The organism is Bacteroides helcogenes P 36-108 (assembly GCF_000186225.1).
In the GTDB taxonomy this organism is placed as follows: Bacteria; Bacteroidota; Bacteroidia; order Bacteroidales; family Bacteroidaceae; genus Bacteroides; species Bacteroides helcogenes.
This window is the reverse complement of sequence record NC_014933.1, coordinates 1,504,622-1,527,613: the sequence shown is the minus strand read 5'-3', so window position 1 is coordinate 1,527,613 and position 22,992 is coordinate 1,504,622. Positions and strand designations below refer to the sequence as shown.

Genomic DNA, 22,992 nt, shown 5'->3' with positions numbered 1-22,992 from the left:
CACATTGAGAGGACTCGTAATAAAGAATACAGGAAGCTGGTATTTGGTAAAGACCGATGAAGGAAGCCACGTTGAATGCAAAATCAAGGGGAACTTTCGTCTGAAAGGCATCCGGAGCACCAATCCGGTGGCGGTAGGCGACCGTGTACAGATTATTATGAACCAGGAAGGCACAGCTTTCATCAGCGAAATAGAAGACAGGAAGAATTACATCATCCGCCGGGCATCAAACCTATCCAAACAGTCGCATATCCTTGCTGCCAACCTCGACCAATGCATCCTGGTGGTAACCGTAAACTATCCTGAGACATCCACCACCTTTATCGACCGTTTTCTTGCTTCCGCCGAAGCTTACCGCATCCCCGTCAAACTCATTTTCAATAAGGTGGACGCCTACAATGAGGAAGATGTACGCTATCTGGACGGGCTTGTCAACTTATACAGTAGCATCGGCTACCCTTGTTTCAAGGTTTCCGCCCTTCGGGGAGAAGGCATTAATACCATAAAAGATGAATTAAAAGGAAAGACTTCACTCTTTTCCGGACATTCCGGTGTGGGCAAGTCCACATTGATCAATGCCATTTTGCCCGAACTGGACATCAGAACGGGCGAAATATCCGCCTACCACAACAAGGGAATGCATACCACCACCTTCTCCGAAATGTTCCCCGTTCCGGGTGACGGCTATATCATAGATACACCGGGCATCAAAGGATTCGGAACCTTTGATATGGAAGAAGAAGAAATAGGACATTACTTTCCCGAAATATTCAGGACATCCACAGATTGCCGATATAGCAACTGTACGCACCGCCACGAACCAGGATGCGCAGTCCGCAAAGCCGTAGAAGAACATTTCATCAGTGAATCACGTTATACCTCATACCTGAGCATGCTCGAAGACAAGGAAGAAGGAAAATATCGGGCGGCATACTAACAAATGCGCCTTTGCCTCTTTCTTTACAGAGGCCAAGGCGCAAAAGACAATTACCTACAAAGAGAAACAATCCTACAAAAACTGAGTAAGAATGACGCCGGAACTGGACAATTCTTTCTTAATCCCGGTTTATCCCATCACCCATTTGGTCTTCTTACCGAAACAACGATACGCCATCGACACTATCAGCCAAGAGATACCGAAAGCAACAACTGCCGCACATGGAATCTGCAAGCAAATGGGGACGTGAAGCTCCCGCATCAGCACCACACTGGGACCCGTAAAGAAATAATGTATCATATAGACCCCAAAACCACAAAGGGTAAGGTTTGCCAACGCTTTCCTTATTCGTTCCGAACGAAAGTCAACCTGTTTGCAAAGCATGAATACAGGTACAGTCATCATTACCACATTCAAAGAGCAATAGGTAAAGAACAACTCCAACATTTCGTCTGTACACCCCGGCAAAGCAGTCATCTGGCGGAAGCCTAAGAATGTCACCGCATAACCGATTGCGAACATGGGGATTCCCATCCCTACAAGCCTGCCGATGGACCAATCATGGTTCCTTAAATAGTGCCCCAACAGCAGATAACCATTAAACCCGGCAAAGTAATACAGCATACCGAATGAATTCCAAGAGCAGCTTCCCCAGAGATACTGCGATACGAACTCATTGTAATAAGGCAGGAGCAGCGTCACACCCCATGCCGCAAGAAACCACAGCTTGGCACGTTCCGATGCCTTCTCCACCCATGCGGAAAATATAGGAAGATAAAGGTAAAGCCCTATCAACAAGTAAATATACCACATGTGTACATCCAGCAAAGAGAAATTAAAAGGCATTTCTGCAATGTAGCCCATGCTTACCGCCAAAGACTGGCGCATCACCTCCTCTCCCGAATAAGGGAAGAAATCGAGAATCACCCGTGGAGCTACTCCCAACAGTCCCGTTATCCATGGAAACAGATTATAAAGCACAGACCAAATAAGGAAAGGAAAGAATACACGAGGAATGCGCTTTTTATAGAAAGCCGAAGCCTCACCCCGTACAGGAAGTAATAACGCTCCGGTAATCATTACAAAAAGTGGCACACAAGGACGAAGCGCTGCCCCATAGACCGCCCCCCAGAATCTGATGTTCCCTATGTCTGGCGAAGTGCCCGGATAGAAATTAAAAGGATCGGTACAATGACAGCACACCACAGTAAACATAGCAACGAGCCGGACCACATCCAGCCAAACAATGTGCTGTCCCTGATTCTGCCGTGGAAGAGTTTGTTCCATATTTATTCAAATAAATTTAAATTAGCATCGCAAAGATAAGGAAAAAAGGCCGTTCGCGGAAGATTCCGGAACGGCCTTTTATATGGACTACAAAAAACTGTATATGCAGGCTTATTTACTGCAATTCCAAGGCTTCAATTGCTTAAAGAAATCATTACCCTTATCATCTACCAGAATGAATGCAGGAAAATCTTCCACTTCAATTTTCCAGATGGCTTCCATACCCAATTCAGGATACTCCACACATTCGATGCTCTTGATATTGTTCTGCGCCAATATAGCGGCAGGACCTCCAATAGAGCCAAGGTAGAAACCGCCATACTTTTGGCAGGCATCCGTCACCTGCTGGCTACGGTTACCCTTGGCAAGCATAATCATGCTGCCTCCGTGGCTTTGGAAAAGATCAACATACGGATCCATACGTCCGGCAGTAGTCGGCCCCATAGAACCGCAAGCCATACCTTGAGGAGTTTTGGCCGGTCCGGCATAGTAGATAGGATGGTCTTTGATATACTGCGGAAGATCCTCACCGCGGTCCAGACGTTCCTTCAGTTTGGCGTGTGCGATGTCACGGCCTACTATGATGGTTCCGTTCAGAGACAGACGGGTAGAAACGGGATATTTGGTCAGTTCCTTCAGGATATCGGCCATCGGTCGGTTCAAATCTATCTTAACGACATCTCCTTCACCCGCCTTGCGCAGTTCGGCCGGAATCAATTCTCCCGGATTGCTGTCCAGTTTCTCAATCCAAATGCCTTCCTTATTTATTTTACATTTAATGTTACGGTCGGCAGAGCAGGATACTCCCAGCCCCACCGGACAAGAAGCACCATGCCTCGGCAGGCGGATGATACGTATATCGTGAGCCAGATACTTGCCTCCAAACTGGGCGCCAAGACCTATTTTATGAGCTTCGGCCAGCACTTCTTTTTCCAGTTCTATGTCACGGAAAGCACGGCCGAACTCGTTACCGGTTGTAGGCAAATTGTCGTAGAAATGGGTAGAAGCCAATTTCACGGTCAACAGATTCTTTTCGGCAGAAGTACCACCGATGACAAAAGCGATGTGATATGGAGGACAGGCAGCCGTACCCAATGTCTTTATCTTTGAGATAAGGAACGGTACGAGAGTTCCGGGATTCAGAATCGCTTTGGTTTCTTGATAGAGATAGGTTTTATTGGCAGATCCCCCACCTTTGGTGACACAGAGGAATTCATACTCCATACCTTCGGTGGCCTCGATATCAATCTGTGCCGGGAGGTTACACTTCGTATTCACCTCGTCATACATTGTGAGGGGAGCATTCTGGGAATAACGCAGATTTTCTTCGGTATATGTTTTGTAAACGCCCAGTGAAAGAGCTTCTTCATCACAATAGCCTGTCCATACCTGCTGCCCTTTTTCACCGTGGATAATGGCAGTACCCGTATCCTGACAGAAAGGAAGTACACCCTTGGATGCCACTTCGGCGTTGCGCAGGAAAGTGAGCGCCACATACTTATCATTGTCACTCGCTTCAGGATCACCCAGAATCTTAGCTACCTGCTCGTTGTGCGAACGACGCAACATAAACGACACATCACGGAAAGCCGCGTTTGCCATAGCGGTCAAACCTTCTTTTTCAATCTTCAGGACAGGTTTCCCTTCAAACTCGCTTACTGACACATAATCTTTCGTAAGCAGATAATACTCAGTTGTATCTTCCCCTTTCTCGAACATAGGCTGATACTTAAACGGAGGTGTTGTTGCCATAATTACTTATTCATTTAATATTTAAAAGTGATTCGTGTAGCAAAGGTAGGAATTAAATTAAAAATGAAGAATGAAGAATGAAAGAAATTCACCGGACTATCCTACCCGCTTCATCCGTTCTATCAATTCGTCGCCCAGCGCGGTCTTCACTTCAATGTGCTTCAGCACCGCCGTTACAAACGGATTGCTTTCAAAGTCTCCACGCACCTGCTCAAAGTCCAGTTCCTTCTCCAGACGTGAACCATCGGCTCCAAAGCCTGTCATGGAAGCCAGCGAAAATTCTTTCTTGGCATCCTCGTAAACCATACGATCCAGACCGACAACCGCCTCTTTCCACTTCTCCACAATATATATTATATCTTCCGCCCTTATGTTCTCCGGATTGAAACCGTAAAATTCTTCCAGTTTCCCGTAAGCCCATGTCCACTCATACTCATAATAGTTGCCATGCATCCTTTCAAACTCTGCATTGATACACTTCAAGCGGTTCACTTTTCCGGACTCAATGCCGTCTATCAGTGCATCAACCTCACTTTTCGGAGCAATCAGACCGGACACATCCACCCATTCGCCGCCACCGATGTCAGTACCGGGTTTCAGGCGGTCCCGTATTTCCTCATCGTTCCGGAAACCGATACCTTCCAAACGTTTGATTACAGAATTCCCCAGAAATTTATGGATAGCTATCTCATAGAACTTAATCCCTTTCACCAACGCCGAATTACGGATTTTAGCGCTGTGAAAAGAGTAGATGTCAGAAAGCTCACCGGAAGCATGGCGCAGATTCCGCAATGTCTCAAGCCCCTTGAACATCTTCTGCACCGTATAAGGACTGAGCAGGTTGTAGTTGATGCAATCCAATTTGTTCGTATCGGTACGGGCGTCACGTTTGGGCCACTTCTGCGCGTCACGGATAGTACCTACACTACGCAGATTCACACCCGGAACAAGATAAGTGGTATTGTTCTGCTCTATCAGATAAGAGAAAGGCAGATTGGATGTATCCGAATGGTTGACATGGCGTCCCATCACCAGCGAAAATGCCCCTACCCTTGCAGGCCACAGAATGTATGAATCGGAAGTTGTTTTGGCTCCCCGTTCCAAAGTTCCCTGATGGATAGGCCCCAACTTATACATGTGGTTGCTTTGGTTAGAGCCCGAACCGGCATTCATAAACGAAAACATACCGGCTATCAGCAAGGTGGACTTATGATGTGTCACCGTGTACGGACCTGCAAAAATAGCACATGCCTCTCCGTTCTCTCCCTGGCAATTGCTAAAGAACAAGGAGTCCGAAGCGGAATAATTATGCCCCAACTTACAAGCCTGCCCCACGAAACAACGGCTCAACATTGCACCGTCATCGACATGCGAACCGGAAGAAATGATGAAATCATCACAGATCACCCCGTGCCCGATGTGCACCGGAGCCACTTCATTGCTGTTGATGCTGCCATTGTACAAACGGCAAGTTCCGCAGATACGGCAGTGGTCGCCGATACGCACATTCTTAACAGAACCGGTATTCAGTATCATCACGTGACTGCCGATCATCCCTGTGGAAGAAGCATGTTTGCCTGAATAATAATCCGTGATAGCCCTCATCCGAGCTATCAGTTCCGGACGATGGCGGTAAAGTGCCAGAATATATGCCTGATGGGCAGACAGCTTATCATTGATCAGCACCTCACGCCCTCCTGTTTCATTCAGCACGGATACCTCCACCCCGTTGCCGAATCTGGAGACCCCATCTACCAGGATAATGTCCACATTCTCGATAAATGTGTCATGCCCAATTTCATAATTGGCAATGTAGTTCTGAATATTTTCTATGCAACAGTTATCTCCCACCGTCACATTGTGAAGTGTGACATGACGCAGGCCGGAATGTTTCCTGATACCTCCCGGCAAAGTAAATTCGGAGTGAAACAGCCCCAGACGTACTTCTCCCGAAAAACGGGTATGATGCACAAACTCCGTTGTAAACCCTTCGGCAACGGTTACTTTTCCCCAGTCATCAGCCAGACACGACTGACTCTTCAGACGGAGAATTTCATCTTCCGTCAGACTTCTGTAATTCATAACACTTTAAATTAAGCATGAAGAATTAAAAATCTTCATTGATTAGACTTCTTCTTCGTAAGTCTGATAAAGAAAATCGTTATAAGGGTACTTCTGCACGTGCAATTCCTTCACACGTCCGTAAACCACACTTTTCAGTCCTTCCATATTGATTCTCTCGCGGGCAGAAATGAAGAGACAATTATCCTCCATCTTTGCCATCCACGTCTTCATCAGTTCTTCAAGTGTCAAGTTCTCCTTGGTTCTGGGGGTAAGGTCGTCAGCCGCTTTTTCCACGTAGGTGTAAGCGTCTATCTTATTGAATACAAGAATCATGGGCTTACCGGCTGCACCGATGTCTGCCAATGTCTTGTTCACAACTTCTATCTGTTCTTCAAAATCAGGATGAGAGATATCCACAATATGCAGCAACAAATCGGCTTCGCGCACCTCGTCCAAAGTAGATTTAAAGGAATCCACCAAATCAGTAGGCAATTTACGGATGAAACCGACAGTATCGGAAAGCAGGAACGGCAAGTTCTCGATAATCACCTTGCGCACTGTCGTATCCAATGTGGCAAACAGCTTGTTTTCTGCAAACACCTCGCTCTTGGCAAGCAGGTTCATCAGAGTGGACTTACCCACATTGGTATATCCCACCAATGCCACACGGATCATCCGTCCACGGTTCTTCCGTTGGGTGGACTTTTGCCTGTCTATTTCCGCCAAACGCTCTTTCAGCAGCGACATGCGGTTCAAAATGATGCGGCGGTCCATTTCCAACTGCGTTTCACCCGGACCGCGCAAACCTACCGAACCTTTACCGCCTCCGGCGCCTGAACCACCTCCCTGACGTTCCAGGTGAGTCCACAAACGCTGCAAACGGGGAAGCATATATTTGTATTGTGCCAGTTCCACCTGAGTTTTCGCATTGGCTGTTTGTGCACGCATAGCAAAAATATCAAGGATCAGTGAAGTACGATCCAATATCTTGATTTTCAATTCCGCCTCAATATTACGTATCTGCTTCGCCGAAAGCTCATCGTCAAATATCACCATACCGACCTCACGCTCGGCCTCTTCCTCATTCCTGATATATTCTTTTATTTCAGCCAGCTTCCCGGTTCCCACATAGGTCACGGAATTGGCCTGATCCAGCTTCTGGGTAAACCGCTTTACTACTTCCGCCCCGGCTGTCTCAGCCAAGAATGCCAGCTCGTCAAGGTATTCGTTGGTTCTGCGCTCATCTTGGATTTTAGTGATAAGCCCCACCAATACCGCAGTCTCAGCCTGCACTTCGGAGATTACAAATTCTTTCATTTACTATACCTTATTATATATTACACTTTTTAGTGGCGCACAAATATAATGATTTTTGGAGAATTCTTTCCGATAACGATCCAATTATTCAGGAGCCCATCAAATTTGCGGCAGGATTGCCTTTAGAAGACATACCAAAAAGCCGCCCACTTCACAGTGAACGGCTCTCAAAAACACTTTATTTATAAAAACACTTTGACTCTAATCAAGCCCAAGTCTCTTTCATTTACTTTAACTCATCATTATAATCTGTTTCGTTCAACGGAACATCCCAAGTCCATTTATTGGCTCCGTCCGCAGGTATTGTGATGGCGATAGATGCATGTGCATTGCCTCCGTCAGCGATAGACTTGCGTACAACAGGACGATTCCAACGTTTGTAGTCACTCCATGCAAAACCTTCGCCCCAAAGTTCCACTTCACGATAATCCATAATCTCGTTCCAGAGTTCATCACCTGTCTTTGTACATTTATAGTCAGGATTGCGACCAGAAGTAGCATTTAATTCTACCAAAGAAGCTTGGGCGGCAGAGATGTCTTTTAGGAAATAATTAGCTTCCGCCTCAATGAGCACCATTTCCGATGAACGGATAAATGGCAAGTAAGATACGCCGGGAGTATCAAATACCCAGAACTTGATATGCCCATCCAGATAAGTATAACCTGCTTTATAAGGATCGGCCAAACCGGAAGGAGTCATTTTCTTCAGGTAAGCATACACTTCTTTTTTCAAATTCTCATCTTGATAAATCCCATAAGCTTGATGCATTACCTTACTGTCTTTCAGGTCATAACCGGGGAATTTGTCTTCCGTCAGGAATAGAGCTTTGCGGGCGTCTTTATCGGGAATACGGTTGATAAGTTCACGGCCGATGGCTCCAGCGCCTGTTGGTTGGCTGGTGGCATAATGACCGTTGCAGGAGAAATTTGTTCCATAACTCCAATACCAGTTATTTTCCTGAGCATCACCATAACTACCGAAAATCCATTCGCCGGTAGGTTTACAGAAACCAGACTGATATTCGGCATTGCTCATCAGCGAATAACCCTTACGTGCAAGTTTAGCTTCGGAAAGCGCCTTACCATAATCTTGCTTGGTCAAAGCTGCACGGGCATACACGGCATGTGCCACATTTACATTTGGAATCCAAACGTCAGCAGCCTCACGGTCTTTACCGCTTTCGGCAAACAACTTGATGGCGTCATCCAGATCCTTATAAATCTGGGTATAAGTTTCGGCCAACGTAGAATAAGGCATACTGCCGATAGATTCATCCAAACGAAGAACCAAACCCTGGGAAGCTCCATTGTTTGAATCCTGCCACCGCCAGCAGTAGTAATGAATCAGTTTTTCATAAGCAAATGCACGGAACGTCAAGGCAGAAGCCTTAATGAATTTCTTTTCTCCCTCAGTACCGGCTGCCGCATCGATATTGGCAATGATTGTATTTGCATTACCGATAATCGAATAATAGTAATACCATGCATAAGCATCGTATATGCTATTTGTGCGATTGTGGAACTGCTGATTATGAATCGGAGCCCAGCCACTTGCGTAATAATTAAACAAATAGTTCTGACTCGGATAGTTTTCATAATGTGAGATGATGTTATTCTCCCCCGCAAATCCCTGTCCAAAATAATAGTGTTGAACACTCATCAACTTTGCGATACCATTCAGAGCCTTAGCAGCATTGGTCGTTGTACCGATAGCATCACCCGAACCGGTAGAATTGGTAGGTGCTGTATTCAGGTAGTCTTCTCCACAAGAAGATGTAGTCAATGACATTCCTACAAGCAGGCCACCTATAAAAAGTTTATTTATATAATTCTTCATTTTGTCTTTCTTTTAAACGTTTAATCCTTAGAATTTAACAGTAAGGCCAAAATTATAAACTCTGGCTGTCACATAAGTATCATCCGAACCACCGTTGAATGAATATTGAGGATTCAGCCCCTTGCGAGAAGTCAGCGTAAAGAGATTCTCAATACCGGCTGTCAAAGTGACTCCGCCGATTCCCAAGTGTTGAATCCAATTTTTCGGAAGGCTATAACCCAAATTCAGGTTTTTGAGCACCAAATAAGAAGCGCTTGTCAGCCATCGGTCACTTGTATCATTATTATCTGAACTCCGGTTGAAGTCTATTGAAGGCAAACCGTTGGCATCAATACGGTTGGCAGAAGTTTCCGTCATTCCTTCGGGAACCCCCATCCATGAATTCAAGATGTCCTTGTGATTGGCACTGGCCGATGATGCCGATGATGTGCTCATCAATGAGCGATAAGCTCCGTCGTAAGTTTTCCCTCCCAAACTGTAAGTAAACAATAAGCTCAAACTTAAATCTTTCCAAGAGAGGCTGGAGCTTACAGAGCCATAAACTTTAGGAAGTGCAGAGCCCGCCCAGTCACGCTGTCCATAAGCGGTTTTTGTCGTATAGTCCTTGCCATTGATATTGACTAAAGCGTTATTTTTAGCAGCAGTCTCGGCTTTATCCGGATCTATTTTATAAAGGGATTGTCCTGTCATTTGGTCAACACCCTCAAAATGATATGTATAGAACTCATAAATGGAGTGCCCTTCAGAATAATTCTGTATGCCATGAAGAATGTCTTTTCCATCGGGAAGTTTCACGATTTTATTCTTCAAGAACGTTGCGTCAAGTCCGATGTTCCAACGCCAGTCGCGTGAACTTATTGCATCAACATCCAAAGCAAGTTCAATGCCCCGGTTGGAAACAGTACCTATATTCTTGTATTGGGTCAGGTTCATCTTGTTTTCATCGAACGGATAAGAACCGGCCGAAAGAGGCAACCGCACTTCAAACAGAAGATCCTTGGAACGCTTGTCAAAGTAACCAATCTGAAAGTTCAGACGATCAAACAAACGGCCTTCAAGAGCAATGTCCATTGTTTGAGTAGTTTCCCATTTAATGCCGGGAGCGGCAAGTGACTTTTTCACCAATGCAGCCTTGGCGGCATTTTTTTCAATAGAATAGAGTGCCATATATCCATAGAAATTCACACCTAAGTCATTACCTACTTCACCATAAGAGGCACGAAGCTTCAGATGGTTCACCCAGTCAAGAGACCTCATAAATTCTTCACGCTTGATATTCCAACTTGCACCGACAGAGTAAAAGTTACCCCAACGGTTATCCGGATGGAAACGAGATGACCCGTCACGGCGGAAAGAAGCTTCTACGAAATAACGTTCGTCGTAATTGTAGCGTGCACGTGCCAAATAAGATTCTGTCTTGTATTCATCGTCATATCCCTCAAGAAAAGAGTTTTTCAAGAAATTACCAATGGTCAGATTGCCTTCAACAGCCATCCCCGTGTTCATGCCGGATGTGTATTTACGCTCCCAGCTATAATTCTCATGTCCCAACATTACATCTACATTGTTCACGCCATAAGAGTGTTTCCAATTAATCAGCTCTTGCATGGTGTAGTTGGTGTATTGATAAGACGTGCCGGTAAGGCGTCCGTTATTGGTAGCACCGTCGCCAATTACAGGATTGTCATACTTCTTTCTATTTTCAGTTGTATTGGTCATATCCCCTTTTACCGTTATAGAAAAGTCGTAAGGGAGATTGATCGTAGCAAAAGCTTGTCCGTTCAACAGATTACGCCGAGTCTCCTGCTTGTTCTGGCGTAATTCATAAGCAATATTTCTATTATCCAAATAAGGGGAAGTCGTATCATATTGCTTGTTTCCAAACTCATCCAAGGCATAAGAGCCGTCGGCATTATGCATGAACAGCGGATATATCGGAGCCGTATATCGGGTAATATAGAATGGATTACCGTAAGCATTGCCGCTTGCATTGCTGTTATAATCCCTTTTGGTGGTAGATCCACTCAAATTTACCCCTGCCTTGAACCATTTGTTCGGGGTGAATGTAGTGTTGACACGTCCGGAAAAGCGTTCATATCCGGAGGCTATAACGTACCCTTTTTCATTCAGATAGCCCACAGAAGAATAAACACTCAATTTCTCACCGGAAGAGTTTGCGGACAAATTATATTCTTGACGATATCCGTTCCTTTGAATATCATCCGTCCAGTCAAGGTCATCATAGCCGGAAAGCCTCTTTGCAGTCAGTTTTCCGTTAGCATCGAACAAGGCATTGTCTGCCCCGTCATAAATATTGCGGCGTGCATAGTCCGAAACTACATGCGCGGTAGCATAGGCTGCCGCATCTGCTGCATTCAAGCCCAAACTACCCGTCATGGCATAATTCTTCATGGCAATCCATGAAGCTTCCATCCACTGGTCGGCTCCCAAGCGATCGTATTCAGGAAGGCCACGGTTGTAGATACCTTGATTAATTTGAAGTGTGACGCTCGGTTTGTTCGATCCACGTCCGCTTTTTGTCGTAATGAGGACAACACCATTAGCGGCACGGTTACCATACAAAGCAGAAGAAGCGGCATCCTTCAAAATAGACATGCTTTCAATATCATTAGGATTCAATTCTGCAATATTCCCATCAAAAGGAACACCATCCACTACATAGAGCGGATTTGAAGCGCTCTTATTTGAAAGAGGGTCAGAGGTGGCTACCATTGTACCGAAACCACGAATGCGGATAGATGGGGCAGCCCCCGGTTCGCCGTATGTATTATTCACTTGCACACCCGGAGCAGAACCTTCAAGAGCACCAGTGACACTTGTACTTACGCGTTTTTCTATTTTCTTAGAGTCAACCACCGAGATAGAACCCGTCAAAGATTCCTTTTTAGCCGTTCCATAAGCCACCACCACAACTTCATCAAGCAGCTCTGTATCAGGCTTCATCACAACTCTTACATTCGGTTTAATCGCCACTTCTTGCATTTGCATACCAACATAAGAAATCACCAAAGTTTTCGCGGAACTTGGTACGTTTGGTAATGAAAAATCACCTTCTACACCGGTAATAACGCCAATTTGTGTTCCTTTTACCAATACAGAGGCTCCAATAACTGGCTGCCCGTCTTCTTCAGAAATCACAACACCTGTGACCTTCTGTGTCTGGGCAGTTACCAGGCCTATTCCTACAAAAAGACAGGCCAATAACAGCATTAATTTTCTTTTCATAAATTCTCTCTTAAAGTTTAACTTTACATTAATTGTTTCTTTACTCTAACAAAATGCAAATATATTAATAAAACTGAAACGGGCAACTGTTTTCTCAAAAAAAGCTTGCATTTCTATCAGATTGTTAAGCTTTATACTATTTTTATGCTTAACAGCAGATTTTTTGTGCTTAAAAAAGCTAAACGAGGCCATGCAACCTATCACTTTGGTTTGCATATTTAGACGCTTTATTCCAAAACATACACACTTTTTAAAACAAAATGGTTAAAACACGACTCCTTATAATCGTTTTTTTGCCCGAACTCCAAACTTTTTGCCTATTTTCAGCTACTGGAAATGAGCAGAAAAACACAAAGAAAAACGGCTTTTGACAGATATTAAAACTCCTTCTGTCCTTGCTGTGCACAGAATGCTATCTTATTTGTTCATTACATTGATCAAAAACATAGAAAATGAACAAAATTATTTACACTTTAGTTTACAACAGGAAAAAATGCCTCAACAAGAAAGGGGTGGCGTTAGTACAAGTGGAAGCCTATTTGAATAGAAAAAAGAAGTATTTTTCCACCAAAGTTTATCTGAAGCCGGAACAATGGGATGCAAAGAAGCTTATCGTCAAGAATCATCCAAATGCCGATGCGCTGAACAGGCTTATATACGAATATATATCTCAAATGGAAAAAAAAGAGTTGGAATTGTGGCAACAGGGGAGACGTATTTCTTTAGAGTTGTTGAAGGAGATGCTCAATACAAACGAGAATAATGCATCTTTTATTCCTTTTTTATATAAAGAAATTACGAATTCCATATTGAAGAAGAGTACCAAAAAGAACCATCTTTCTACACTGGCATTACTGCAAGAGTTCAAGAAGGATGTGACATTTTCTGAACTGACTTTTGAATTCATATCTTCATTCGAGCATTTCCTCCAACTGAAAGGGTATCATACGAATACCGTCGCCAAACACATGAAACACCTGAAAAAGTATATCAACGTTGCAATTAATAAGGAATATATGAGCATGCAACAATATGCTTTTCGGAAATACAAAATCAGAATGGTAGAAAATAAACATACACATTTAATACCCGAAGAATTGGATAAATTAGAGAAGTTGGACTTGACAGGAAAAAATACTAAGTATCAGAAAACGCTGGATGCATTCTTGTTTTGTTGCTATGCCGGGATGCGATATTCTGATTTTATAAGTTTGATGCCCAATAATATTGTGGAAATTAACAAAGAAATCTGGTTGGTTTATAAATCGGTCAAGACCAATACGGAAGTAAGATTGCCACTATATCTCCTTTTTGGGGGCAAAGGAATAGATATTTTAAGGAAATATTGGGATAATATTCAAGCATTCTTCCATATCAAGGATAATTCTAATGCGAACAAGGATTTAATCATTCTGGCCCGTTTGGCCGGTATTTCAAAAAAAATATCATTTCACACCGCGCGCCATACCAATGCTACATTATTAATATATAATGGTGTCAACATTACCACTGTACAAAAACTCTTAGGGCATAAGAGCGTAAAGACTACTCAGATATATACGAATGTTATGGACATGACTATTGTATGTGATTTGGAGAAGAACTTAGGAAATAACTTTCCGGTACGCTGAAAACAATTTCCTCGTTGCGGAAGAATAACTATTTTTGTGCCCAAAAATTAGTGAGATGCTTGTAATCATCCGATAAGTTTCTTATAAACAGCCCATCGGATGATTGTAAGCAGCCCATTGGTTGTCTGCAAGCAGCCTGGTTCTTTTTCTAAAGAAAGGAAGTTATTCTTCCGCAACAAGAAAGCTATTCTTCCGCAGCATGGAAGTTAGATTTAATAGTACGAACAAAATGAAGCAAAGAAAAGATACAAGTGCTTCGGAGATTCAACAATAGAGTATATTTATTATATAATACATTGAACTTCAGAACTATAATATAAACCGCAGTAACTCGTTAGTACTACAATGGAATTGTGAATATGCCTTTTAGCACCTTCTGGTAAGAAGCAATGACATCTAAGGTCTTTGCAATTAAAAAATAGATCTCTGATATTCAAACAATTAAAATCACAATAGTTCCGCGAAAACTTTGATAATTTCTTATGTCGGAATGCAGACACAGGAGGTGGCAATCAAGCCGAACATGAAAGTATTCATGAAGTCAGATTCCGAAATGCTTGACGAAGTTATGGTAGTGGCATACGGCACAGCAAAGAAATCCTCATTTACAGGTTCCGCTTCCACTGTTGGAGGAGAAAAAATCAGCAAGATGCAAACTTCCAATGTTTCAAAGTCTTTGGAAGGTGCTATGGCCGGTGTTCAGATCTCTCAAAGCAGTGGCCAACCGGGTGCAGCCGCCAATATCTATGTGCGCGGTATAGGTTCTATCTCGGCAAACCGTGCAGCACTAATTGTAGTCGATGGTGTTCCCTACGAGGGAAGTTTAAATCAAATTGCTCCGGCTGATATTGAATCTATGACGGTGCTGAAAGATGCTGCCGCAAATTCCTTATATGGTGCTCGTGGAGCTAATGGCGTGGTATTGATTACCACCAAACGCGGACAAAACGGCAAGGTGAAAGTTTCTTTTGAAAACCGTACCGGCATCAATATGCGCGGTGTTCCAAGTTATGATATTCTGACGGACCCTGCCGAATATTATGAACTTTACTGGGAATCCATGCGCAATAATTCCGTATCTTCCGGAAAGTCTTATTTAGAGGCCGGTCAATATGCATCGGATAACTTAATCAGCACATTAGGTGGATATAACAATTATAATGTAGCAAACGAGGAACTCATAAACCCTATTACCGGACGCTTGAATCCTAATGCCAAATTAATGTATCATGACGATTGGTTGGAAGAAGCTTTCAGGCCTGCCGTACGTCAAGAGAACATATTCTCATTAAGTGGTGGTACTGACAAGACAAGCTATTATGCTTCATTAGGCTATCTATATGACAATGCATATACTGTCAACTCCAATATGAACCGCATCAATGCACGTGTGAAGATAGACCAGACAGTCAATAGTTGGTTTAAAACCGGATTCAACCTGGCATACAGCAATGTTAAGACCAATTCTCCCAACGTAGGTGGTTCCAGTTATTCATCTATTTTCTATTTCGGCCAGACGATAGCTCCGATCTATCCGGTTTACATGTATGACCAAAGCGGAAACCGAATATCAGATTCTAAAGGGAATGACCGTTATGACTATGGTACTGAAATGGGGAAACGCCCTGTTGGAGCCAACGCTCATCCAATAGATCAACAACTGAACAATATCTATAAGAATACAGTGGACGTTATCAGTGCCAAGGCGTATGCGGAATTTTCCTTCCTAAAGGATTTTAAGCTTACGATCAATGCCAGTATAGATAACTTCAACACGCGTACGGTCAGCTTTCAAACTCCCATCGGGGGAGATGCCTTGAACGTCAACGGGCGCGGTACTACGGAAATGGCTCGTTACTATGTGCTGAATGCAAACCAATTACTGAACTGGACGCACACATACGCTCAGGTTCACAATGTGGAAGTTTTATTAGCTCACGAGTCTAAAAAAGACCGTAACGAAAACTTGTGGGCACGAAAAGAAAATTTCCTTGTCCCCGATAATCCGGAATTGGACAATGCAGCCAAACTGTCAGACGCAAGTTCTTCTGCCTCTGAGTATGCATTGGAAGGCATGTTCGCACAGGTAAAATATAACTATGATGAAAAATATTATTTCTCTTCCAGCTATCGTCGTGACGCTTCTTCACGTTTCCATCCGGACAATCGTTGGGGTAGTTTCTGGTCTGTGGGTGCATCATGGCGCATCAATAAAGAACAGTTCATGCAGGATGCAAAATGGATTAATGACTTAAAACTGAAAGCAAGCTTCGGAACACAGGGAAATGACAATATCGGCAACAATCAGCCGTATAAGGATCAGTATAACGTAGTTACCAATGACGGAGCTATTGGTATTCAATATGTATTCCGTGGCAACAAGAATATTACTTGGGAAAAAAGCAATAATTTCAATGTCGGTTTTGAATTTAAGTTTTGGGATAAGCTGTCAGGTACTGTGGAATACTTCAATAAAACCACTTGGGATTTGTTATATAGCAAACCGCTTCCTCCTTCCCAGGGTATGCCGACGTATATTTATGAAAATACCATGCGCATGCGCAACGAAGGTGTAGAATTGGAATTGGACTACAATGTTTTCAACTCCAACAATTTCAAATGGAATATAGGGCTGAATGCCACTCATTACACAAATAAATTGCTTGAACTCCCGGCAGACCGTCCACAAGAAGGTTGGGCCACAGGTAATTATTATCGCAAAATGGGTAAGTCCTTGTTTAACTATTATGACTATAAGTTTGCGGGAGTAGATCCGGAAAATGGTGATGCTCTTTATTGGGCTGACGAGAAGGATAAAGACGGAAATATTATCGGGCAGAAAACTGTAAACAAGACCAGTTTGGCCACGCGCTATGAACTGGATAAATCTCCGGTTCCCGATGTATATGGCGGCTTCTCCACTAATATAGAGTTCAAAGGTATCGATATGACCGCCAACTTTGCCTACCAAATCGGCGGATGGGTATATGACAGTTTCTATGGCAGTCTGATGAATGCAGGTTCCGCCGGAAGAAACTGGTCTAAAGATATTCTGAACCGTTGGACTCCGGAAAATCGCTATACAAACGTTCCCCGCCTTGATGAAAACAGTTTGGATCAAGGAGCATCTGGCGATTATAGTCTTACAAAAGCTTCTTATTTGAGCCTGCGTAATTTGACTGTGGGATATTCTTTCCCGAAAGCCATGATCAGCAAAGCAAAAATCGAAAAATTGCGTGTATATCTCACCGGAGATAACCTTTTCTTGCTGTCGGCACGCAAGGGATTCGATCCACGACAAAGTATAACCGGCAGTACCGGCTACAATTATTCGGCTATGCGTACCATTTCATTGGGTATCAACCTTGAGTTTTAACAACTAACTTGAAAAAATATGAAGATTAATAAGATATTATTGTTTTCGGCCTTTGCCGCTACGGCATTGGCAAGTTGTGGTGACGGCTTTTTTGATATAGAAAATGCCGGTGTAGCCACTAAAGATCAAATTGACGAAATAGGTTCTTCCAGCCCGGATGCCCTTATCAAAGTAGTGGAACCTCTGATGCTGGGACTCAATAATTATACTTTTCAGTATAATACTCAAGGCTCCTCCGGCCTTGTCCATGGCGATTTTGGCTTGATGTCCGTCTATCATTTGGGAGATGTGATGAATGATGATTTAGCTTTTGAAGTAAGCGGCAGTGGCTGGTTTACATTTGATTATCAACTCGACTACTGGTCACAACAATATACTCGTCCTTATTTCTATTGGAATTTTTTCTACTCCATTATAGGCAAAGCTAACGATATTATTGCAAAAGTTTCTCCGGATGTAACAGATGCAGATTTGAAGGCTTATCGTGGCGAAGCACTGGTCTATCGCGGATTTGCCCACGCCTATTTGGCCCAAATGTACCAGCAGACTTATATCGGTAATGAGGATGCGCCGGGTGTACCCATCGTATTGACCTCAGATGAAGCAGAAACAGCCGTCGCTGGGCGTGCCCCACTGAAGCAAGTTTATGCTCAGGTGGAGAAAGACTTTAAAGCGGGTATGGAGGCATTGGCGGGCTGGAAACGTCCCAACAAAACAATGATTGACGAGCAGGTAGCCGCCGGTCTTTACTCACGTATATGTATGGTTACAAACAAGTGGGAAGACGTTGTCACTTATGCACGTAAAGCCCGTCAGGGATACAGTGTCTATACTTCTTCGGAGTTATTGGCAGACGAGGCTTTCAACAATATCGCTGCAAAAGAATGGATTTGGGGTGCGGATATTACAGCCGAAACAACGACGAAGTTTGCTTCTTTCTTCTCCTTTATGTGCTCTTATGATGACGGATATGGCGGCTTGGTAGGGCAATATCGCAAAATAGACGCTCGCTTGTACAATTCAATGAATCCTACGGATGTGAGGAAGCGCCTATTCAAGCATTCAAGCACAGGCGTAGCTTACACAGCACAGGAGAAGAAATTTCCTGAATACACCAATATCAAGTTTAAGAAAGTTGCCAATTGGGAAGCTGATTATGTATATATGCGCGTGTCTGAAATGATTTTGAACGAAGCGGAAGCATTGGCACATCAAAACAAGAATGCAGAAGCTGCAACTGTACTGAAAGAGTTAATGTCACAAAGAGATACTAAGTGGAATCTGCAGAGTGTGACTGTCGATGATGTATATCAGCAACGCCGTTTAGAGTTATGGGGCGAAGGTTTTTCTTTGTTCGACCACTTGCGCTTGAAAAAGGGCATTGACCGTAACTATGAAGGTTCCAATCACTTAAAAAGTGTCCGTTATACCATAGATGCAGGCAGTTGGTATTTCCTTTACCAGCTTCCTTTGAAGGAATTGGACAACAATGATGCCATCAGAGCCAGTGAACAAAATCCGACTCCTCAAGAAAGTAAATTCAAATAACTCTAAAAATATAGAAAGATGAAAAGATATATTCCACTGTCACTTTTTGTATGTCTGCTTTTTACTGCTGCATGTGAAAACAATGACAAACTTAGTGATACAAGACTTTCCGACCAGACACTTGCTGCCATCTCATTGAGCAATGTTACTGTTGAAAAGTATGATGCGACATTCAATGTCGAGTTGAAAGAAAAGGGAAATCCCGCAGCCAGAGAGTATGGAGTATTGGTAAGTGAAGAACCACAACCTTCCATCACGAACTCTACGATTATTGTGGCTGACATGGCTGCGACCACAAGTAATTTAAAACATACTTTTTCGCCGGGCACTACTTACTATGTGTGTGCTTACGCGCTAACCGCCAACCAATTTATAGCTTCGGAAGTCAAACAGTTTAAGACTGCCGAACATCCCTTAAAAGCTTTTATTGGCAGCAAAACTTTATCTGGATATAGTTTGATTACCAAAAAACAAAATTCAGCAGAAGTCACTATTACTTTTGACGATAAAGACGAAACAGTAGCTTATCTTAAAGGTTTGAGTTCTGAAGCCGGTGTGAATTTAGCATTAGAGCCGGTCAAGATGATCTTTGATCTTGCAAAAGGTACTGTTACTATTCCTGACGGACAAATTGCCACAGAAAAGAATTATGGTAATTACAGTTTTGTAAGTTTAGAATCCAACCCTACCACTGGTGGCATCGTCGGAAGCATTGAAAATAAAGCTATTAAATTTAATTCATTAGGTGCTGTTATTGTTGCCGGTAATAATAATGGGCTATTTCATTGGGCCTACTCTGATTTGACCATTCAGTAAACAAATTAAAAATAAGGTTAGAAGTAAAGAGTCCGGTACATTTACCGGACTCTTTATTATTAATAGGGATTATGAAGTAATATAACTCAGTCTGCTCTATCAAGATACACATTTAAGATATTACTTTACATGGATCTGTATATACTTAAATAGAATAAATAACGAAAAACAGACTATCATATAAGAAAGATTACAAGAACATAAATTGACAAAAACGGCCCCTCGAAGAAGCATAAAATACTTCAAGACTTTAATTTTATATATCAAAGCATGAATATACATCTATTAATCAGTATATTATGTCTATAAATAGTACCAAATAAGTAGAGTCCTATTCACGGTTACCTTAAATACAGCATCTTCCAAGGCCAGTATTTTGTTAAACCGGTTTATCCACAAATACGTATATATTTTATTATCAATCAGATAAAAACATTATAGTTCCGCGAAAACTTTGGTGATTTCTTTTGTCGGGATGCAGACACAGGAGGTGGCAGTCAAGCCGAACATGAAAGTATTCATGAAACCCGACTCTGAGCTACTGGACGAAGTGGTTGTCCTTGGCTATGGTAGTGGGAAAAAAATAGGTAGTGTAGTCGGTGCTGTTGCAAAGGTTAATTCAGAAAAGATAGCATCAAAGCCAGTAGCTAATGCTATGGATGCATTGCAGGGGCAAGTTTCCGGCTTGCAAGTCTATACCAGTTCCGGTGAACCGGGATCAAGTTCCAGCTCACGCATCAGGGGAGTAGGTTCTTTGACAGCCAGCAATGAACCTCTGTACGTATTAGACGGAACTCCGGTTAGCTCTAACGTTATGGTTATGATGAATCCCAATGACTTTGAAAGTATTACAGTTTTAAAAGACGCATCCGCAACTTCTATCTACGGTTCACGTGCAGCCAATGGTGTTATCTACATCACTACCAAAAAGGGTAAAATTGGTGAAAAAGCATTAATCACCATTTCGGGTAACTACGGTATTGCTAAATTAGCCAGAAGGGTCAGCAACCCAATGAATACTCAAGAACTACTTGGTTATCAATTGGAAAATGGAATCATTAAACAAGCCACCTATGATAAATATATCAATTCAGGAATAGACACCAATTGGCAAGACTATTTCTTTAGAGATGATGCTCCGACATCTCAAGCCAACTTATCTTTCCAAGGAGGCAATCAAAGCACAACATACTATGTATCGGGATCTTATTATGACCAAAAAGGTATTACCCCACGTTCACAATACACCCGATATACTTTCCGTTCCAATATTGAATCAAAACCGACTAAATGGTTACGCTTTGGTGCTAATATAGGTGCTACCTATGATGAACAGCAAACTTCCCTATTCACCTACCAAGCTTCCAATAACCTAAACGGTGGTATTTTTGGTACGATTTTGAATCCCCCATACTACAACCCATACGCTGAAGATGGCTCTAAGCTCGACAAAATACCTGGCTTGAACCGTTATAGCCCTTACTATCTGTCTGACAAACAACCATCTTCTTCAAATACAGTCCAATTAGATGGCAATGCATTCATCCAACTTACCCCGATCAAAGGTTTGACCATTCGTTCCCAATTTGGAATTGAAGCTTACGATTACAGACAAACAGCCAAACGCTTGGCTTCACATCCATCTGCAACCAAAGGAGGATATTCGTACGAACGTTTCGACAGAAATGCAAAACTGACAATTACAAATACCGCAGAATACAAATTTGATATTAATCAAGAGCATCAATTCACTGTTCTGCTTGGGCAGGAAGGCATTAAAAACAATTACCAACGTTTTGGATCTCAAACGACAGGACAAAATGATGACCGTTTAAATATGCTTGGAGCAGGTAGCATTGCAACTCTACTGGGTACTGCTGAAAACAATCTTTATGAATACCAATTCTTATCCTTCTTTGGTCGATTGAATTATTCTTTGAATGACAAATACTTTGCAGATATTTCCATTCGTAACGATGCTTCATCACGCTTTGGTAAAGATAACCGAAATGCGATTTTCATGTCGGGTGGCTTTATGTGGAACGTGAAGAAAGAGAATTTTATGCAAGACATCAAATTCTTGACAGATTTAAGAGTAAAAGCCAGTATCGGTACTACAGGAAACTCTTCAATCGGAAATTATGAACATCTGGCATTAGTTGGAACAAACTTGTACAACACTCAGGGGGGATGGAAAGTCAACACTCCGGGCAATGTCGATTTAGGTTGGGAAAAACAAACTTTAACCAATGTAAGCATAGAAACCTGTTTCTTGAATAAATATCGTCTTGAGCTGACTTATTATAATAAAAAGACATCTGATATGTTAATGAAAGTACCTGTACCTTATACATCAGGTTTCAGTACCATCACGCAAAATGTAGGTTCTATGACAAATTCGGGTATTGAAATCGCCCTTTCACTGGATTTATATAAAAACAAAGACTGGTTTATAGGTTTCAACATGAACTATGCATACAATAGGAATAAAATCACCAAACTATTCTACGGATATGAAGAATGGCCTATGCCCAACTATTTGGTATCTTATAATATAGGAGAACCGGTACAATATTATATGGCAAAATGGGCAGGTGTCGATCCTTCAGATGGAAAACAAATGTGGTATATTCCAGGAACCAATGGGGAAACAACCAAGGTATATGATGAAGAAACACTTCAACAGGCTACCGGTAAAAAACGTTATGCTCCTCACAATGGCGGCTTCGGTTTCAATGCCTCTTGGAAAGGTCTAAGCCTGAGCGCTGACTTTGCATGGGTATTAGGCAAATATATGGTTAACAATGACTACTATTTTGCAGTCAATCCTTATAGCTTTGCTGGATATAATCAATCAAAAGATGTATTGACACAATGGAAAGAACCGGGTGACATTACTGACGTACCTGTATATGGAAGTATCATGCAATTTGATACTCACTTATTGGAAAATGCCTCATTCTTACGTATGAAGAACATTACATTATCCTATAATTTCCCTAAGAAATGGTTAATGCCTGTCAAAGCCATAAACAGTTTCAAAGTTATGGCAACAGCACGTAACCTGTTTACCGTCACGAACTATAGAGGCGCAGATCCTGAGTTGGACACCAACTTAACTTATGGTGCTTACCCTAATACGAGACAATTCACAATTGGTGCAGAAATAACATTCTAAAAA

General features: G+C 42.6%; 11 protein-coding genes and 1 pseudogene. 6 read left to right on the top strand and 6 right to left on the bottom strand.

All coding sequences use genetic code 11. From position 1 onward, the window contains the following. The first annotated feature begins 4 nt into the window (after window positions 1–4). Complete coding sequence (gene rsgA, locus BACHE_RS06030; protein WP_013546801.1) at window positions 5–937, top strand: ribosome small subunit-dependent GTPase A; 933 nt, start codon at window positions 5–7, stop codon at window positions 935–937. A 129-nt stretch (window positions 938–1,066) separates the two neighbouring features. Here the strand turns inward: rsgA and BACHE_RS06025 are convergent, their stop codons facing one another. From BACHE_RS06025 to BACHE_RS06000, 6 genes are all read right to left on the bottom strand, one after another. Then, entirely contained in the window at window positions 1,067–2,224 is a 1,158-nt protein-coding gene (locus BACHE_RS06025; protein WP_013546800.1) for an acyltransferase, read from the bottom strand. 111 nt (window positions 2,225–2,335) lie between these two features. Then, window positions 2,336–3,976, bottom strand: coding sequence for a fumarate hydratase (locus BACHE_RS06020; protein ID WP_013546799.1), 1,641 nt, complete (start codon window positions 3,974–3,976; stop codon window positions 2,336–2,338). A gap of 96 nt (window positions 3,977–4,072) precedes the next feature. Further along, window positions 4,073–6,058 (bottom strand): DUF4954 family protein, encoded by a 1,986-nt coding sequence (locus BACHE_RS06015; protein ID WP_013546798.1) that lies wholly within the window; start codon window positions 6,056–6,058, stop codon window positions 4,073–4,075. A gap of 42 nt (window positions 6,059–6,100) precedes the next feature. Continuing rightward, window positions 6,101–7,357 carry a GTPase HflX gene (gene hflX, locus BACHE_RS06010; protein WP_013546797.1) on the bottom strand — a complete coding sequence of 419 codons (1,257 nt, stop codon included), beginning with the start codon at window positions 7,355–7,357 and terminating at the stop codon, window positions 6,101–6,103. Between the two features lie 226 nt (window positions 7,358–7,583). Further along, window positions 7,584–9,194 (bottom strand): RagB/SusD family nutrient uptake outer membrane protein, encoded by a 1,611-nt coding sequence (locus BACHE_RS06005; RefSeq protein ID WP_013546796.1) that lies wholly within the window; start codon window positions 9,192–9,194, stop codon window positions 7,584–7,586. A 27-nt stretch (window positions 9,195–9,221) separates the two neighbouring features. After that, complete coding sequence (locus tag BACHE_RS06000) at window positions 9,222–12,440, bottom strand: SusC/RagA family TonB-linked outer membrane protein (protein ID WP_013546795.1); 3,219 nt, start codon at window positions 12,438–12,440, stop codon at window positions 9,222–9,224. Between the two features lie 452 nt (window positions 12,441–12,892). Between BACHE_RS06000 and BACHE_RS05995 the strand changes: the two genes are divergently transcribed. The 5 genes and pseudogenes from BACHE_RS05995 (at window position 12,893) to BACHE_RS05975 (ending at window position 22,989) form a co-directional block, all read left to right on the top strand. Further along, window positions 12,893–14,071, top strand: a complete 1,179-nt coding sequence (locus BACHE_RS05995) for a site-specific integrase (RefSeq protein WP_013546793.1) — start codon at window positions 12,893–12,895, stop codon at window positions 14,069–14,071. A gap of 466 nt (window positions 14,072–14,537) precedes the next feature. Next, window positions 14,538–17,447, top strand: a pseudogene (locus tag BACHE_RS05990) (SusC/RagA family TonB-linked outer membrane protein); the annotation flags it as partial. A gap of 18 nt (window positions 17,448–17,465) precedes the next feature. Further along, window positions 17,466–18,995 carry a RagB/SusD family nutrient uptake outer membrane protein gene (locus BACHE_RS05985; protein ID WP_013546791.1) on the top strand — a complete coding sequence of 510 codons (1,530 nt, stop codon included), beginning with the start codon at window positions 17,466–17,468 and terminating at the stop codon, window positions 18,993–18,995. Window positions 18,996–19,013: 18 nt separating this feature from the next. Next, window positions 19,014–19,811, top strand: a complete 798-nt coding sequence (locus BACHE_RS05980) for a hypothetical protein (RefSeq protein ID WP_013546790.1) — start codon at window positions 19,014–19,016, stop codon at window positions 19,809–19,811. A 454-nt stretch (window positions 19,812–20,265) separates the two neighbouring features. Next, on the top strand, window positions 20,266–22,989 hold the full coding sequence (locus BACHE_RS05975) for a SusC/RagA family TonB-linked outer membrane protein (protein WP_013546787.1): 2,724 nt from the start codon (window positions 20,266–20,268) through the stop codon (window positions 22,987–22,989). The last annotated feature ends 3 nt before the right edge of the window (window positions 22,990–22,992 follow it).